The organism is Exiguobacterium sp. SH0S2 (assembly GCF_004337185.1).
GTDB classification, from domain to species: domain Bacteria; phylum Bacillota; class Bacilli; order Exiguobacteriales; family Exiguobacteriaceae; genus Exiguobacterium; species Exiguobacterium aurantiacum_A.
Window position 1 is genome coordinate 190,472 of sequence record NZ_SJVB01000004.1, and the last position, 17,161, is coordinate 207,632.

The following is a 17,161-nucleotide window of genomic DNA, read 5'->3' on the forward strand; positions in this document are numbered from 1 at the left end:
CGCATATACATTCAAAACGTATGAATTCTCTCAAACTTTATCATCTAGGTCAAGATGGAGGCTATGACAAAAAAGATAACGGGTACATATGTTCGGGGTGGTATAATGAGCTCACTACTAACAAATGAGGTGTATTTATGGAACAAACGGCAGTCGAACGGTTCATTCAAGAACATCAAATCAAAAATGGGGCAGACGTCTTGAACGCGTTCCAACAACGAATCAATTTGAGTATGGTGCCTCGAACGACACGACAAGAGGTGGCGATTGGCCATTCGAAATTTGGTGGTTATCCAGATTTACCGATCGGGTCGGACCATCCTGGAGAGAACTTGACGTTTTTGGCGCAATTTCGCTTAAGCGACTTTGCCGGCTGTGAGTCGGTCGAGGCGCTTCCAAAAAAAGGATTGTTGTCTTTCTTTTACGATATGGAAGAACAACCGTGGGGCGACAAGGACGAACGTCATCTTTGGCATGTTGTGTACACGGAAGACACAGACCTTGAACGTGTCAAAGTCGGGGAGGCGCTGAACGAACGGGGGGTCTCGTTTGATGAATCATACGCACCGAACGTTGATGTGCTCGCCCATCTATTGAATGACGATCAGTTCGAGGCGTTCGAAGAGCTGATTGACGATGAGGAATTTCACGCAATCGGCGGTCATCCGAACGCAATTCAAAATGATGTGTTCGAAGAGGTTCAGGACACATATGGTGACCGCTTCAAGCGGCCGTTCCTGCTCTTCCAAATGGATTCGTCAGAAGAGCTCGATATCATGTTCGGCGATGTCGGGATTCTTTACTTTTTGATTCCGACAGAGGCGCTTCAGGCCAAACGATTCGAGGAGACCGAAATGATCATGCAATGTTACTGAACACAACAAAAAGAGATTTGACCGGCTCTCGGTCAAATCTCTTTTTGAATTATGCTTGTTGTTTCTTGCGGAATCGAGCGAAGAACTCATAGACGATTGGGACGATGAGCAACGTCAGTAACGTCGAACTTGTGAGTCCGCCGATGACGGTGACACCGAGACCTTTCGAGATGAGTGCGCCGCCTTCGAGTCCGAGGGCGAGTGGTGATAAGGCACCGATTGTCGCGAGCGCCGTCATAAGGATCGGACGGAGTCGCGTACCGGCTGCTTCGAGCAACGCTTCACGCGTCGATAGACCGGCTTCTTCTTTATGAATGACGCGGTCGATCAAGACGATCGCATTTGTGACGACGATCCCGATCAACATGAGCGCACCAATCAAAGCAGATACGGAAATCGTTTCTCCCGTGATCAAGAGGGCGACGAGTCCGCCGATGATCGCATAAGGGAGCGAGAACAATACGACGAACGGGGTGATGGCACCGCCGAACGTGACGACGAGCACCAAGTAGACGATGGCAATGGCTGCGAGCATCGCAAGGCCGAGCTGCGTGAACGATTCTTGAATCTGTTCTGTCACGCCGCCGACGTCATACGAGACTCCCGTCGGGAGATCGATGTCAGAGACACGTTCTTCGATGGCGGCCGACGCTTCCGTCGCCTTGTCCGTGCTAAGTTCGACGCTGACGGTAGCAAGGAGCTTGCCGTCGCGCTGGACGAGCGTGTCCGGCGTCGTGCCTTCTTCGACTTCGATGAAGTCTGAGATTGGGCGCGGCCCGAACGGCGTCGTCACTTCTTGCGCTTGCAAGTCTTCAATGCTGTCATACGTGACTTGTTCCGTCGGGATGATGACGTCGAGCTGTTTGTCATCGATCGTCACACTGGCGAGCGGACTGGCCTGTGCTTGGAACTGACCGATCGTTTGAGCGAGTTGAGCGGCCGAGACGCCAGCTTCAGCTGCTGCTTGTTGATCGACGTTGAACGTGTACTGGACGTATGACTCACGAAGATCAGACGTCGCTTGGCGGACGTAGTCCGTCTCTTCTTCGATCGTCTCGATGAATGTCGGGACAATCGCTTCAAGATCTTCGAGCGAGTTGGCGTAGACGTTATACGTCACACCGCTCGTTCCGGCACCGCCGGCGAAGTTTTGTTCTTTCCATTCTCCGCCTGAGGCAAGTTCGTTCAATTGTTCGATGTCTGTCAATTTGACGTCGGCAAAGTCTTCTGTGTCCGGGTCGTACTGGACGATGAAGATCCCTTGCTTGTTATTCCCCGGGTTGAGCGGGTTTTCGCCACCGACCGTGAACTGGACGTCGGTCGCGTTCGGCTGGTCTTCCATAAAGTACGTCTCGGCGATCTCAGCAGCCGCGATCGAGTCGTCAAGCGTCTGTCCGGGTTCCGGGTCGAACGTGACGAACAGCGTTTTTTCCGAATCTTGGTTCAAGAAGTTGACCCCGATGGCTGGTACGAGGGCAAAACTGCCGATCAAGAGAAGTGTCGCGAGTCCGAAGACGACGAGCTTGTGGTTGAGCGACCAGTTGAGCACACCGCGGTACCATTCGGCAAGTTTACCGGGTCCTTCTTCCGGCTTCAGCTTGTCACGGTTTTTAAAGAACGAATCGGCCATCATCGGTACGACCGTGATCGCGACGAGGAGCGAAGCGAGCAAGGCGAAGACGACGGTCAAGGCGAACGGCAAGAACAGTTCGCCGACGAAGCCGGTCACGAAACCGAGCGGCAAGAAGACGGCGATCGTCACGATTGTCGATGACGCGATCGGGACGAACACTTCTTTCGTCGCGGCGATGATCAACGCTTTGCCGCGTAACGGTTCGTTCGGACGAGTGAGTCGACGATAAATGTTTTCGATGACGACAATCGAGTCATCGACGACGCGTCCAATCGCGACGGTCATCGCCCCGAGCGTCATGATGTTGAGCGTGATATCGAGTTGCTTCAAGACGATGAGCGCCATCAAGAGCGATAGCGGGATCGAGATGACAGCAATGATCGTCGAACGGAAGTTACGAAGGAACACTAAGATGATCAAAATAGCGAATAGACCACCGAGTAACGCCTTCGATACCATCGTCTCGACCGATTCTTCAATCGGCTGACCTTGGTCGAGTGTGATTGAGACGTTCGCCGTATCATATTCGGCCTCAAAGTCGTCTAAAATCGTTTTGACGGCGTTGACGACGTCGACGGTGTTCGCGTCTTGTGTCTTCGTCACTTGAATTCCGATCGAACGTTCTCCGTTCGACCGCGAGATTGATTCTTCGATGCCGCGGTCTTCGATTGTCGCGAGTTCGCTTAAAGCGACGGTCGGGACTGTTGTCGGCACATTCGCAGGTGGGACTGTGCCAGGGACTTCGCTTGGCAACTCAGGTGTCTCGCCAGCCGGGAATCCACTTGGCGTCCCTGGGGCGGTCGGTTCAGCTGGAGCTGGTGAGTACGGGATTTGCAGGTCGCGGAACGCTTCGAGCGTCTCCGACTTCCCGTCGATGACGACGGCCTGTTCCGTATCCCCGAGCTCGTACAAACCGAGCGCGATACGGGCATCGTTTGCTTGAATCAACTGTTTGACCGCATCTTCTGTCAAGTTGTATTCGGCAAGTGCGGCCTCGTCGAAGCGAAGCTCGACGCGACGGACTTCTTGACCGGCGATTTGGACGAGCTGGGCACCTTCGACACCTTCAAGGGAAGGTTGGAGCTCGTCTTCGACAAGTTTTGTCAACTCAGCCAAATCGAGGCTTTCATCTGAAACGGCTGCACCGACGACCGGGAACGCGTCGAAGCTGAGGCGTGACACTTGCGGGTCTTGGACGGACTCTGGCAGCTCGACGTTGCTGAGTGCATCTTTGACCTGTTGTTCGGCTGCTTCCATATCCGTGCTGAAATCATAATCGATTTGAATGTTCGAAGCGTTTTGGAACGAAGACGAACGGACTTGTTCGACACCGTTCAAACTCTTCAAGCGATCTTCGAGCACGGTGCTCACTTCGTCGAGCACTTGTTCAGGGGAAGCACCGGGATAAATCGTCGTCACCGAGACGGTCGGTGTCGTGATGTCAGGCAGTGTCTCTAGTTTCATCGTCAGGCCGGCAAAGATTCCGGCGGCCGTTAAGATGATCGTCATCAACCAAACTGCGAACTTGTTGTTGACGGAGAAGGTCGTGATCTTTTGCATGGGGTTCATTTCTCCTCTAATAAATTAGTCTAGTTTCCCGAATCGATGTGTCGGGCGCGCTCGATGAGTCGAGCGATAATGTCTTGTTTTAAAGCGGTAGGGGGGACGCCGACATTGAAGTGTTCGGACATCATCATCCCTTCAAGGGCATAGCGGATGATCATCGTCTCGACGGGATCGCTCGTCTGTTGAAATTCGGCGAAGAACGTGTCGAGGTCATGCTTCCAACGGTCGGCGTACGCTTGATCGACGGCGAATAACGTCAAGAAGGCGATCATCTTCTCGGCATCGATATGAATTGGCGAGCGTTCCGGATAGAGTTTCGTCTCATCAAATAGGCGGACGAACGCCTCGACCGGACCGTGGCCGTCAGCCTGAAGTGATTCGTATAAATCGTTTTGTTCGGTTTGAAGCCGTTCGACGATGGCGGTCAAAAGCGCTTCTTTCGACGGATAATGATACAACAGGCCACCTTTTGAGACACCAGCGGTCTTTGCGACTTCCTCTAATGTCAGTTGGTGCACTCCGTGCTCCATGATGATCTCGGTCGCGGCATCTAACAGTTTTTGTTTCGTGATAGTTGATCGGTTTGTCATTTCGTCACTCCTTTCTGTACCGACCAGACGGTCTTTTCAATTCAACTATAGGCGCCTCGTCATTTTGAAGTCAAGAAATGATATCGTCAAAACTGTTAAGTTATAAACACATAACTAATGGTAACGTTTTCAAAAAAAGGTTGACATGAGAATGATTATCATCGATTATAGTGATTGAGAGTAATTATCATTACCAACAAAGAGACTAAAACATGGGGGAAATATAAATGAACAAAAAGTACATGGCACTTGGACTTTCGGCAGCACTTACGACATCACTACTCGCGGCTTGCGCGAGCACGGAAGAGACGACTACTACAGGGGACAATGAGACGGCAGAAGAATCAAAAGTCGTCAACGTCTACTCGAGCCGTCATTACGATGTCGACAAAGAGCTCTACAAACAGTTCGAAGAAGAGACGGGCGTGAAAGTCAACGTCGTCGAAGGAAAAGGTGATGAACTTCTTGAACGTTTGAACACAGAAGGTGAGAACACGGAAGCGGATCTCTTTATTACTGCTGACGCCGGGAACTTGCACCAGGCAAAAGAAGCAGGGCATCTTCAAGCGGTCGATAGCGATGTGCTTGAGTCGAACATCCCAGAAAAATACCGTGACACGGACAAAGAATGGTTCGGTCTCACAAAGCGTGCACGTGTCATCGTCTACGCGAAAGATCGCGTGAAGCCGGAAGACTTGTCGACGTACGAAGCGCTCACGGAAGAACAGTGGAATGGGAAAGTGCTCGTTCGTCCATCTGAAAACATGTACAACATCTCACTCCTCTCGTCATTCATCGAAGTGAACGGCGTCGACCAAGCGAAAGAATGGGCAGAAGGCATGGTCAACAACATGGCGCGTGACCCACAAGGGAACGACCGTGACCAAGCGAAAGCCGTCGTCGCCGGTGAAGGTGATGTGGCCATCATGAACACGTACTACATGGGTCTCATGCTGAACTCAGAAGACGCGGAAGAGAAGAAAGTCGCTGAAGCGCTCGGTATCTTCTTCCCGAACCAAGACACGACAGGTACGCACGTCAACATCTCTGGAATCGCGATGACGAAAGCGGCGAAGAACTCTGACAACGCGAAGAAACTCATGGAGTTCATGTCTGACCCGTCAGCGCAAGAGCAGTTCGCAAGCGCCAACTACGAGTACCCGGTCAACGAATCGGTCGAGCCGAACGAGCTCCTCAAATCATGGGGTGAGTTCAAAGAACAAGATATCAACCTATCTGTTCTCGGTGAAAATCAGCAAGAAGCCATCCGCATCTTCAACGAAGCTGGTTGGAAATAAAACGACTTCGGCTTGAACGCATGTTCAGGCCGAAGGTTTTTGCGTTTCCTGACAGTCTAAAGGTATTACCGGGACGATGAAACTGATATGATGGGACAGGAAGTAAATGAAAGAAACGGGAGCTGTAAGACATGAACTGGTATGCAATCAAACGACAACTGAATGGATGGTCCATCCTGAGCTTTATCGCGTTGTCGTTTATCGTCTTGCCAGGAATCGTCGTCTTAGTAGAACTGTTCGCACCGGTCAATGACAATTGGCAACACATCCGCGAATATCTGCTGCCGACGTACGTGAGGAACACGTTGTTCATCATGCTCGTGACCGGTTTCTTGACGACCATCATCGGAACGAGCCTCGCTTGGTTCGTTACGGTGTATGACTTCCCGTTACGGCGATTCTTCAAATGGGCGCTCATCTTGCCGCTCGCAATCCCGCCGTATATCGGTGCTTACACGTATCATGGCATCTTGAACTACACTGGCGTCATCCAGACGACGCTGCGCAACGAGTTTGGCATCACCGTGGATCAGACGTACTTCAATATCATGACGATCCAAGGGACGATCTTCATCTTCACGTTGTTCTTGTATCCGTACATTTATACGATCACACGCGCGTTCCTACACAATCAGTCGTCGTCGATGATCGAGAACGCCCGCATCCTCGGACGCGGGTCGTGGGATATCTTCTTCACCGTCGTCATCCCGATCTCGCGCGTCGCCATCATCGGCGGTGTCAGTCTCGTCTTGATGGAAGTGTTGAACGACTACGGCGTCGTCAAATACTTCGGGATCCAGACGTTCAGTACGGCCATCTTCAGCACGTGGTTCGGTATGAAGGACACGTCTTCAGCGCTAAAACTTGCCGGCACGCTCATGATCATCGTCATCGCCATCTTGATGGGGGAACGACTCGTCCGAGGCCGCAAGCAGTTCAGCTATGCGACGACAAAAGTGAAGCCGCTCAAGCCAAGACCGTTGAACGGCTGGCATCGTTACGCCGTGTTCGGTTACGTGGCGACGATCTTCGGCATCGCCTTCGCGATCCCGTTCATCCAACTCGTCGCTTGGACGTTCTTGACGTTCGAGCAAGTGTTCACGGCTGAATTTTTCCGCCTCGTCTGGAACACGGTGAGCGTCGCCTTTATCGCGACGATCATCATTCTCGTATTCGCACTCATTATCGCCAACTATACGCGGTTGTTCCCATCGAACATGACGCGCGTCATCTCGAAAGTGACGACGCTCGGCTACTCGATCCCGGGAGCAGCCATCGCCATCGCTGTCATCACGTTGTTCTTACTATTAGACGAATGGGTGCTAAAAGTAGCGCTCGCGCTCGATCTCGGACAGACGTTCGTGTTCCGGACGACGCTCATCATGCTCATCTTCGCCTACGTCATCCGTTTCCTCGCCATCGGTTACAACTCGATCGAGAGCGGATTTGAGAAAGTCGGGAAGTCGTTCACGGAAGCGTCACGCATGCTCGGTTGGGGCACGGTTCAGACGTTCTTCCGGGTCGATATTCCGATGATCAAAGGGGCGATCATGAGCGCGTTCATCCTCGTCTTCATCGATATTATGAAAGAGTTGCCGCTGACACTGTTCTTGCAGCCGTTCAACTTCTCGACGCTTGCGACGCAGGCGTTCAAATATGTCAGTGATGAGAAGATTCACGAAGCGGCGCTCGCGTCGATCGTCATCGTTCTCATGAGCGGATTGTTAATCTTTGTGTTCCATAAGGTGCTTGATAAGGAGGCCGACTAATGTTTGTTCAAATCAACGATTTACACTTCAGCTATAAAGGTGCAGAAGCAGAGACGATCAAAGGGTTCTCGCTCTCGATCACGAAAGGCGAAATCGTATCCCTCCTCGGCGACAGCGGTTCGGGGAAAAGTACGATCTTGCGCCTCATCGCCGGTCTCGAGATGCCAAATCAAGGCGTCGTCGTCGTCAACGATTGCGTCTGTTGTGACGACTGCCAGTTCATGCCGCCCGAACAACGCGGCGTCGGCATGGTGTTTCAAGACTATGCGCTCTTCCCGCACATGACCGTTGAGAAGAACATCCGCTTCGGCCTCCATAAGCTCAGCCGGAAGGAGCGGAACGAACGGGTCGAGGAGATGCTCACGCTCGTGAACTTATCTGAGTTCCGGCATCGCTACCCGTATGAGCTGAGCGGCGGTCAGCAGCAGCGTGTCGCACTCGCGCGTGCGCTCGCACCGAAGCCGTCCCTCTTGATCTTAGACGAGCCGTTCAGTAACTTGGACACGTCGCTCCAACACCGGATCCGCGACGACTTGCGCCGTCTCCTCAAACAGACGGGCACGACGACGATCTTTGTCACGCACGACGAAGAAGACGCGGAAGCGCTCGCCGACCGCATCGTCTATCTCGGAGAAGGCAAAATTAAAAAGCAGGTCATGACGGAGAACAACAAGACGTTCAACCCGCAGATTCCTTGCTTTGTGTAAGTACGGCGCACTCATTGATCAAAAATGGGTGCGTCTTTTTTTGTGAAGTTCATTACTCAAAAAATCGATTGTCTAAATCGGACAGATGCTCCTGCCAATCCGACCAGTAGGACTGGAGTGATGTGATCAATCCATGCCCACCAAAGCTAATTGTACTTTCGTGGGACGCATAAATGATCCAGTTCATTTTTTGGTCAAACCAATAGCGTTCTAAATAACGACCTTCATAACAAGGATCTAATGAAGCGGTGTCGATTTGCCATAGTGTACGGTCCTCATGCAGTTCAAATATAAGCTCCGTCCCTTGGTCCCATACCCATTGGCGGATTTCTTCGATTTTTTGATCAACATCTTCAATATAATCGCTGTCGAATGCAATCACATCGAGTCGAGGAGAAGTGGAAAGAGGGTACCAATAATACGAATCGTTCACACCCCAAATGGTGCGAATTCTTCTCTTTAACTGATTTGCGAATGGTTGTGAAAGTCGAGTCCTCATGACTTGAAACTCCTTATCCTAAATCTATGTATTTTTTGCTACATTCACTATATATGGAAAACAGAAAAAATGCCCTTAGATTTTTTATCCAAGGGCGTTTCGTGTCTACTTCGCTGTCTGAGACGGCTTCGACTCATTTCCAAGCCGGTCGATCGCCGTCACGTAATACGTTTCCTGCTCGTTCGTGACTTCAACACTCTTCCGGGCGTGTGACGGGACGCTCTCGATACGTGTCGCGTTCCCGTCGTTGACTTCATAGACACGGTAGCCGATGACGGCATCGTCACGGACCGCGTGCCATGTGAGCAAGTTACCGCTTAACGTGACGTTCGTCGGGGCGTCGAGTTCGACTGTCGACTTGATCTCGCTATCGACAAGCTCCGTGTAAACGACGAAACGTTGGTCATAACCGCCGTCCCCGAACGTACCGGAACACGTGATCAAGTTCAAGTTGCGATTTGACGTGGTGCCAAAAATCTCGTCGATCGGGGCATTTTTCGTGTCATAACTCTCTGTTTTTGTGACACGAAATCGCAGCGTGTTGCCGTTCTCGTCGATAATCGTCACGTCATCGCCTGTCTTCAGTTGATCGAGTTCATAAAAGACGGCGGGCCCCGTCTTACTATCAACGTGTCCGGCGACGACGGCGTTGCCTTTACTGCCTGGTTTGACACCAGGTTCGAACCAGCCGACTTGATTCTCGTCAACGGGTACGCCCATCTGTCCGTTATCGAGCACGCCGACCTGTTCGATCGCGGTGTCGACATTGATGCTCGGGATTTGAATCTGGACAGGTGTCACGGCTTTAGTGCTTTCCTCTTCCTCGGCTAAACGAAGTTTCTTCACCTCTTCCTGTAGAAGTGAGAATTCAGCCGATAAATCTGGGCTCTCCTCTATTTGTTTTTCTTCTACAGGTGGTGATGACGATTCTTGAGCGCTCGTCCACGACCAGAAGCCAAAACAAAATAGAGAGAGCGCCAAAAACAAATGGCGCTTGTTCATTGGGCTCTCTCCTTTAGTTTATTGTTCTGATACTTTACGGTTGCGAAGCGTAACAAAGGCGAGCATGATTCCGCCGAGTATAGCTAGGCCAGCGTAAAGGGTATTCATTGATTGTGCTTGTGCACCACCGAGACCTGTTTCAGGCATCTCTGCAGGCATTGTCGTTTCAGCGAACTTGTCAGGCATTTGTGTCACGATCGCGTTACCGAGTGTTTCACCAACACCGAACATGAACGCGTATCCTTCACGGAATGACATCCAAGCTGCTTCTGCGTCACCGGCGACATACTGGTCGAACGTTTGAAGCACGAGTGCCTCATGTTGCATGATCGCTTCTTGACCGGCCGCTTGTGGCAAGTTGCCTTCTGTCGCTGCGTCAAGGAACGTGCTGAAGTCGACAGCGAACTGATCGAGTTTCATGCGTGCTTCTTCAATCTTAGCTTCGTCGCCTTCAAGTGTTGCCGCGACGATGTCACCTTGTGCTGTGATGTGATTACCGTTCCATACTTTTTCAAACTGAGCCGCGCCTTCTTCACCGTAGACCGAACCGATGGCAGCTTTGAAGTCGAGCGTGTTTTGATCTTCAGCCCAGCTGACGTAGTCGAAATCTTCCGCTTTGTCATAGCCTTTTTGCATGCCGATCGCAGCGAGAGCGAAGTGTTCACCGGCGAGACTGTTCAATGTCGAACGAAGCTCGACGGCTGGCGTGTCAGCTGGTGTCGGGAACTTGTCAGGCATTTGCGTGACGATCGCTCCTGAGAGGGCCTTACTGATGTCGAACATGAGCTTGTACCCTTCGCGGTACGTCATGTATGCCGACTCGTAGTCACCGGCGACGTAGTTATCAAACACTGAGAGAACTTGGTCTTCGTGAAGTTCAAGGACGTCAGCGGCTGCTTCTTTCGGTAAGTTGCCTTCTGTCGCAGCATCGAGGAATGTCGAGAACTCTTCGACGAACTCATCGACTTCGGCTTCAGCATCGGCACGAAGTTCTTTGTCGTCTGACTTGGCAGCTTCGACGAAGTCAGCCGAGTAGTCGTTATGGCCGGCGAAGATGTCTTCGAACTGAGCCGCGCCTTCATCACCGTAGATTGAGGCGATGGCTGGCGTCATGTCAAGCGCGTTTTGATCGAGTGCTTTCATTGCGACTTCGGCATCCGGTGCCCCGTCGTAAGCTTTCATCATCGATGTGACGGCTAAGACATAATGCTCAGATAGTAATTGGTCGAGCGTGGCACGAAGGTCTCCAGCTGGCGTGCTCACTGTTGGCGCCTCTGCTGCCTGTGCGTTCAATGGTACGAGTAACCCCAGTGCCAGTGCCGGTGCTACAAATTTGTTCATTGTTTTTTTCTTCATGTTCAATCGCTCCTTTTTTGTGAGTGGTTGTCGTTGTTTACACCCATCTAACGGAGCGATTCAAAAAATGGATCACTTTTTGATTATTTTTTTTCGTTTTTTTGTTGAAGTGTGCGGTAAACCCCTGGTGCGACGCCATATTTCCGTTTGAAAATCCGATGGAAATAAGGATACGTTCGAAACCCGGACAGCTCGGCGATCCGTTCGAGCGAATGTTGCGTATACCGCATTTGCTCTTCGGCGAGCTGAAGCCGGATCGTGTGCGCGTACTCGATGATCGTCATCCCGGTCACTTCCTTAAAGAGATGCACGGTCCGCGATACGCTCAAGTCGACGGCAGCGGCGACGTCGGCAATTTTGAAGTCGGCGGTGACGTTTCCTTCTATATAACGCATCATGCGAGACACGACCGGGGGACGTACATTCGTCCGGACGTCTCGCATCGACCGGTCGAGCATGAGCAGAAGCGCCTCGATCAACTTCTCGATCAACGCAGTGCTCTGTTCATCGGTCGGTCGTCGTGCCTCTTCCGTGACGTGTTGCCAAAGCGACAGGAGGCGAGGGTCAATCGAGATCGTGGTGAGCCGTGAGCGGGTAGTCGTCGACCACCAGGTGTCGAGCGTCGGACCAGCGCAGAACAAATGATAGTCGCCACTCGCCGGGGTATCGATATTCAACTCATAGTAGTCACCCGGTTTGACGAGCAACAGATCGCCGGGGTACGCGACGTATGTCTCCCCGTTGACGAGGATTCGGGCCGACCCTTCAGTCTGCAAGCGGATCAAGTACGTGTCCAACCGGTTGGCGAACGGAAAAGTATATGCTGCTGTGTGATACGAATAGCCACAAAAGCCGATTTCCATCGAATTACTCCTTTATAATAGCAAGATTGTGCATATTTTAATCATATCATGGATAGGCACAGGCGGCGGGACAAGGTACGATGATGACGTCAGATCTGAACCGATGATGAGGAGGAGACTTTTATGAAACAATGGTGGAAAGAAGCGGTCGTCTATCAGATTTATCCGCGCAGCTTTAACGACTCGAACGGGGACGGAATCGGGGACATCCCGGGCATCACGGAAAAGATGTCCTATTTGGCTGAACTCGGGATCGACGTCATCTGGTTGTCACCGGTGTACGATTCGCCGAACGATGACAACGGCTATGACATCCGCGACTACCGTGCGATTATGGATGAGTTCGGGACGATGGACGATTTCGATGCGATGCTCGAAGAGGCGCACCGTCACGGCATCAAGATCATGATGGACCTCGTCGTCAACCATTCTTCCGATGAGCACCAATGGTTCATGGAGTCTCGGTCTTCGAAAGACAGCCCGTACCGCGACTACTACATTTGGAAAAAAGGCGAGAACGGTCAGCCACCGACGAACTGGGGGGCTTTCTTTGGCGGCAGCGCGTGGGCGTACGATGAAGCGAGCGACGAATATTATCTGCACTTGTTCAGTAAGAAACAGCCCGACTTGAACTGGGAGTCGGAGACGCTGCGCCGCGAAGTGTACGATTTGATGGCTTACTGGCTCGACAAAGGCGTCGACGGTTTCCGGATGGACGTCATCAATATGATCTCGAAAGACCAAAGCTATCCGGACGGGAAGACGCGCGGGACGGGCTACGGAGACGGAACGCCGTTCTTCTTCAACGGGCCGCGCATCCATGAGTTCATGCAAGAGATGAATCGTGAAGTGTTGTCGAAGTACGATACGATCACGGTCGGGGAGATGCCGGGTGTCAGTGTCGACGAGGCGAAGCTATACACCGGTGAAGACCGTGACGAGCTCAACATGGTGTTCCATTTCGAGCACGTCGACGTCGGCAACGGCAGCTTTGGGAAGTGGAATCCGACTGACTGGAAGCTGACGGAGTTGAAGACGATCTTCTCGCGTTGGCAAGAAGGACTCGAGGAAGAGGGCTGGAACAGCCTATATTGGAGCAACCACGACCAACCGCGGGCGATCTCGCGATTCGGCAACGATTCGGATGAGTACCGGGTCGTCTCTGGCAAGATGCTTGCGACACTCCTGCACATGTTGAAAGGGACGCCGTACATTTATCAAGGCGAAGAGTTCGGCATGACGAACGTCGCGTTCGACTCGATCGACAAGTACCGTGACATCGAGACGCTCAACGCGTATCGCGATTACACATCGAACGATTTGTTGACGCACGAGGAGATTTTCCGCGGCATCCACGCCCGCGGACGCGACAATTCGCGGACGCCGGTCCAATGGTCGGCTGACGCGCAAGGTGGGTTCACGACCGGTACGCCGTGGATCGATGTCAATCCGAACTACGTCGACGTGAACGCGGAAGCGGCACGTCTTGATCCGAATTCACTCTTCCATTACTACCGTCAGTTGATCGCGCTGCGGAAACAGAATCCGGTCGTCGTCTACGGGAAGTATGAGCTGTTGCTCCCTGAAGACGAAGCCGTCTACGCGTTCACGCGGACGCTCGAAGGAGAGACGTGGCTCGTGCTGTGCAACTTCTCTGCTGAAACACAAGAACGGACATTGCCGTATGACGTCAAAGACCGTGTCATCGGCAACATGGAGCCGATCGAACCGTTCACGCTTCGTCCGTACGAGGCACAAGTGTACAAACTATGACAAAAAACTCGCCCAAGCGGCGAGTTTTTTTCAAGCGTATAGTATTCTCCAAACCATTCGGGAATAGGAAGAGTAGACTCTGACTTAAAAGGGGGAAACGAGATGAAGACGTTGATTGCGTATACGTCACGATATGGTACGAGCGAGAAAGTCGCCCATCTTTTGGCCGCACGGTTGTCCGGAAACGTCCACGTTCAAAACTTGGTCGATGAGCCAGACGTCGATTGGGCAACGGTCGACCACGTCATCGTCGGGGGATCGATCCGGATGGGGAAAGTCCAAGACGAGCTGACCGACTGGTTGAAGCAAAACGAAGTCCAATTGCTCGAACGTCCGCTCGGATTGTACTTGTGCGCCGGCACGCCGACCGCGGCGGAGCGGCAACGTGAGCTCGAAGGCGCGTACGGGGAACATTTACGAGCACACGCCTACTTCGTCGAAGTCGTCGGCAGCGGCTATGACTTTGAGCGGATGGGCTTCCTCGACAAAGCCATCGTCCGGATGATGGCCAAACAGACGGTCAGTTCGCTCAATTTGGACGAAGCACGGTTGAATGAGCTCGTCGAGTCGGCTCAAGCGTCACTTCGCACCCGATCTGAGAAACCATAAGCGAATAAGTCGTGCGCTTCGACCGGGCTACTCGTGGAGATGAGGACATCTCCACTTTTTTGTTCGCCTTCGATGTGTTTTAGCACGACGTTAGCGAGCTGTCCGCCGATCTTTACAGAGATCGGGGCCGAATTCCGGCACGTGACATCTTCGATTGTGACGTGATCGGTCCGGTTGTCGCCGCCGAACAGTTCGATGTCGGCGCGGCTGGAAACGAACCCGCTTGTGGCGATCCGTTTTAATTGAACGTTCCGAGACTTATACTGGACGGCGAGCGCTGGATGTCCTGTATAATCACAGGACGGGTCACCGATGGCCGTAAAGCCATGGATCAATACGTCTTGATACGCCGATATGACGAGGCTACGGGGCGACGACTTGGCGTATAGCTTCGAGCGTACCGGTTCAATCGATAGTAAATTCGTCCCTGAGATGAACCGCGCCGTCTTCGACTCGGGATCGTCGGCTAAGTGGTGTCCGATGTGGCGAAAATTGAAGGACCGGTTATCACGATACGAGACGTGCCCAAAAATATGGACGTCATGGGCGGCCGAGGACGTACCGTGGGCTTTCACCTCGACGCCTCCAAAACAACCTTCCGTCATATTGTTGACGAGCACGACGTGACGCGAACCGTCATCGACCTCGATGCCGTTTGAATTGGAGAAGCCGTGGGCGTGCGTACGTCCGTGCGGGTGATGACAGTAGCAGTTCGTGATGTAGATGGCGTCGCTATGATGCGTCGTGATGCCGTCGTCCCCATAATTCGTCGCCTCGCAGCGGTCGAGCCAGATGTAGCGGCTGCCTTTTTTGGCACGCAACCCGTCCCCGAGGTAATGGTAGTGAGGGGCGGTGATATCGAACGCGTGCAGCCCGGCACCTTTGGCGGTGACGTGATGGACCCAGGCGAATTTGACGTGGGCGAATGTCAACGCGCTCGAAGCCGTGTCTCCACTCGACGTCCGATCGACGTCGCCAAGGCGCTCGACGTTCCAGTCGAGCGTCAGATGGGCGACCTCGATGTGATGGTTCCCATAAAACGGTGTCGCATTTCGCAGCAGCCGGCGATGCTTCGGTGTGCCGTCGGCCAAGCGTAATACCGTGTCCTGCTGTCCCGCACCTTCGAGCACGCAGTTCGAGGGGATCCGGACGCCACGGACGATATAGACACCGGCCGGCACGTGGACGTGGCGGTTCGACCGAAGCGCGAGCCGGAATGCGAGCGTGCAGTCCGTCTTGCCGTCCCCGACGGCCCCGTAATCGGTCACGTCGACGTGATGGCGTGTCGTCTGCAGTAAATTCAAATGTTCCGCGTCGAGACGACGCATCCAGACGGGCCGGACGAGATCGTCGACGACCTCGAGCGGGAGTGCACTCGTCACCGGTGTGATTCGTTCCGTCATCGGCAAGTGGGAGCGGTACGACTTCGATTGGTCAGGATAATGGTCGTGTCGCGTCGCTTGATGCCAAGCGAGCGTCTCCGTCAATAGCTCATCTGTCGACCAGGCCGCGTGACGGGCGATGGTGGCAGCGATATGCGTGCGGTCAATTTGATTCATCATATGAGTCGTCCTCCTAACGTTCACTACATGTGATGTACCCGTTTTGAAATTATTTTTAGCAAACCGAAGTATTTAGTAGACAGAAGCATTTATCCATGGTATATTACATATGTGCTTAATTAAGAATAGCTGGAAACATAATTCACAATCGCTTGGGATTATTTTTCATGAAAGATAATCCAACAAGTTTTGTGCTTTTTTTTGGTCAGTTTTTTCTAGTAAGGCACTACTAGAACGCACAGCGTTTATTTCAGGAGGGTTCATTATGAACACAGGTAAAGTAAAATGGTTTAACTCAGAAAAAGGTTACGGCTTCATCGAAATGGAAGGCGGAGACGACGTATTCGTACACTTCTCAGCAATCCAAGGCGACGGCTTCAAGACACTTGAAGAAGGCCAAGCAGTAACTTTCGAAATCACTGACGGAGCTCGTGGCCCACAAGCTTCTAACGTTGAAAAAATCTAATCTTCCTTTCTAAGGAATTTTATAACCTGCTCGCTTCGGCGAGCAGGTTTTTTCGTGTCTTCGTGTTTAATCAAGTGCCGCAAGGGAATGATTATACGAGTGACTATGATAAGGGGGCTTTAAAAATGGATGCTAAAACAACGGCACAACAAATTCTAGATGCAAGCAACGTCGGAACGATGGCCACGGTATATAAAGGGAAGCCGCACAGCCGATACATGACGTTTTTCCATGACGGTCTGACACTCTATACGGCAACCTCGAAAGATACGGATAAAGTCGATGAGTTGAAGAACAATCCATATACGCACGTCTTGATCGGCTACGACGGGGACGGGGTCGGCGACACGTATCTAGAGATTTTAGGAGAGACGTCGGTGTCTGATGACGAGTCGATGAAAGAAAAAGTGTGGAACGAAAAACTTGAGGGCTGGTTCGACGGCCCGGATGATCCAAAACTCGTCATTTTAAAAATCTCACCGCAATCGATGCGTGTGATGAATAAAAAAGGCCAACCGCCACAACAAGTTGATCTTTAAATCAGTGGAAGCAATGTCTCGAGCAGACGTTGCTTTTTTTGGTGCAATTTCCAA

General features: G+C 52.2%; 15 protein-coding genes. 8 read left to right on the forward strand and 7 right to left on the reverse strand.

Going from position 1 to position 17,161, the window contains the following annotated elements; genetic code table 11:
* The first annotated feature begins 137 nt into the window (after nt 1-137).
* Complete coding sequence (locus tag EVJ21_RS11485) at nt 138-875, forward strand: YwqG family protein (protein WP_131490574.1); 738 nt, start codon at nt 138-140, stop codon at nt 873-875.
* A gap of 49 nt (nt 876-924) precedes the next feature.
* Here EVJ21_RS11485 and EVJ21_RS11490 read toward each other — a convergent pair whose 3' ends face one another.
* Nucleotides 925-4,068: an efflux RND transporter permease subunit gene (locus tag EVJ21_RS11490; RefSeq protein ID WP_131490575.1), complete on the reverse strand. Its 3,144-nt coding sequence runs from the start codon at nt 4,066-4,068 to the stop codon at nt 925-927.
* 29 nt (nt 4,069-4,097) lie between these two features.
* Entirely contained in the window at nt 4,098-4,664 is a 567-nt protein-coding gene (locus tag EVJ21_RS11495) for a TetR/AcrR family transcriptional regulator (RefSeq protein ID WP_131490576.1), read from the reverse strand.
* Between the two features lie 227 nt (nt 4,665-4,891).
* On the opposite strand from EVJ21_RS11495, the gene EVJ21_RS11500 reads away from it, so the two are divergent.
* The 3 genes from EVJ21_RS11500 to EVJ21_RS11510 all read left to right on the forward strand — a co-directional run bounded on the left by EVJ21_RS11500 (nt 4,892) and on the right by EVJ21_RS11510 (nt 8,438).
* Nucleotides 4,892-5,962 carry a Fe(3+) ABC transporter substrate-binding protein gene (locus tag EVJ21_RS11500; RefSeq protein ID WP_131465902.1) on the forward strand — a complete coding sequence of 357 codons (1,071 nt, stop codon included), beginning with the start codon at nt 4,892-4,894 and terminating at the stop codon, nt 5,960-5,962.
* A gap of 131 nt (nt 5,963-6,093) precedes the next feature.
* On the forward strand, nt 6,094-7,731 hold the full coding sequence (locus tag EVJ21_RS11505) for an ABC transporter permease (protein WP_131465904.1): 1,638 nt from the start codon (nt 6,094-6,096) through the stop codon (nt 7,729-7,731).
* Nucleotides 7,731-8,438 (forward strand): ABC transporter ATP-binding protein, encoded by a 708-nt coding sequence (locus EVJ21_RS11510; protein WP_131465906.1) that lies wholly within the window; start codon nt 7,731-7,733, stop codon nt 8,436-8,438. Before EVJ21_RS11505 ends, EVJ21_RS11510 begins: the two co-directional genes overlap by 1 nt.
* Nucleotides 8,439-8,490: 52 nt before the next feature.
* Here EVJ21_RS11510 and EVJ21_RS11515 read toward each other — a convergent pair whose 3' ends face one another.
* The 4 genes from EVJ21_RS11515 to EVJ21_RS11530 all read right to left on the reverse strand — a co-directional run bounded on the left by EVJ21_RS11515 (nt 8,491) and on the right by EVJ21_RS11530 (nt 12,158).
* Complete coding sequence (locus tag EVJ21_RS11515) at nt 8,491-8,937, reverse strand: hypothetical protein (RefSeq protein ID WP_131490577.1); 447 nt, start codon at nt 8,935-8,937, stop codon at nt 8,491-8,493.
* A gap of 105 nt (nt 8,938-9,042) precedes the next feature.
* A complete protein-coding gene (locus EVJ21_RS11520; protein WP_131490578.1) occupies nt 9,043-9,939 on the reverse strand; it encodes a class F sortase in 897 nt (298 codons plus the stop codon).
* Nucleotides 9,940-9,957: 18 nt separating this feature from the next.
* Nucleotides 9,958-11,295: a globin family protein gene (locus tag EVJ21_RS11525; protein ID WP_131490579.1), complete on the reverse strand. Its 1,338-nt coding sequence runs from the start codon at nt 11,293-11,295 to the stop codon at nt 9,958-9,960.
* 83 nt (nt 11,296-11,378) lie between these two features.
* Nucleotides 11,379-12,158 carry an AraC family transcriptional regulator gene (locus EVJ21_RS11530; protein WP_131490580.1) on the reverse strand — a complete coding sequence of 260 codons (780 nt, stop codon included), beginning with the start codon at nt 12,156-12,158 and terminating at the stop codon, nt 11,379-11,381.
* A gap of 123 nt (nt 12,159-12,281) precedes the next feature.
* On the opposite strand from EVJ21_RS11530, the gene EVJ21_RS11535 reads away from it, so the two are divergent.
* Both EVJ21_RS11535 and EVJ21_RS11540 read left to right on the forward strand, forming a co-directional pair.
* Nucleotides 12,282-13,931, forward strand: a complete 1,650-nt coding sequence (locus EVJ21_RS11535) for a glycoside hydrolase family 13 protein (protein ID WP_131465914.1) — start codon at nt 12,282-12,284, stop codon at nt 13,929-13,931.
* Nucleotides 13,932-14,033: 102 nt separating this feature from the next.
* Nucleotides 14,034-14,540, forward strand: a complete 507-nt coding sequence (locus tag EVJ21_RS11540; protein ID WP_131457933.1) for a flavodoxin domain-containing protein — start codon at nt 14,034-14,036, stop codon at nt 14,538-14,540.
* Here the strand turns inward: EVJ21_RS11540 and EVJ21_RS11545 are convergent.
* Entirely contained in the window at nt 14,504-16,102 is a 1,599-nt protein-coding gene (locus tag EVJ21_RS11545) for a glycoside hydrolase family 55 protein (RefSeq protein WP_131490581.1), read from the reverse strand. The two genes, EVJ21_RS11540 and EVJ21_RS11545, sit on opposite strands and share 37 nt — an antisense overlap.
* Nucleotides 16,103-16,367: 265 nt before the next feature.
* Between EVJ21_RS11545 and EVJ21_RS11550 the strand changes: the two genes are divergently transcribed.
* Together EVJ21_RS11550 and EVJ21_RS11555 are read left to right on the forward strand one after the other, a co-directional pair.
* Nucleotides 16,368-16,568, forward strand: a complete 201-nt coding sequence (locus EVJ21_RS11550; RefSeq protein ID WP_016507985.1) for a cold-shock protein — start codon at nt 16,368-16,370, stop codon at nt 16,566-16,568.
* Between the two features lie 125 nt (nt 16,569-16,693).
* Nucleotides 16,694-17,107 (forward strand): pyridoxamine 5'-phosphate oxidase family protein, encoded by a 414-nt coding sequence (locus EVJ21_RS11555; protein ID WP_070328358.1) that lies wholly within the window; start codon nt 16,694-16,696, stop codon nt 17,105-17,107.
* Nucleotides 17,108-17,161 lie beyond the last annotated feature (54 nt).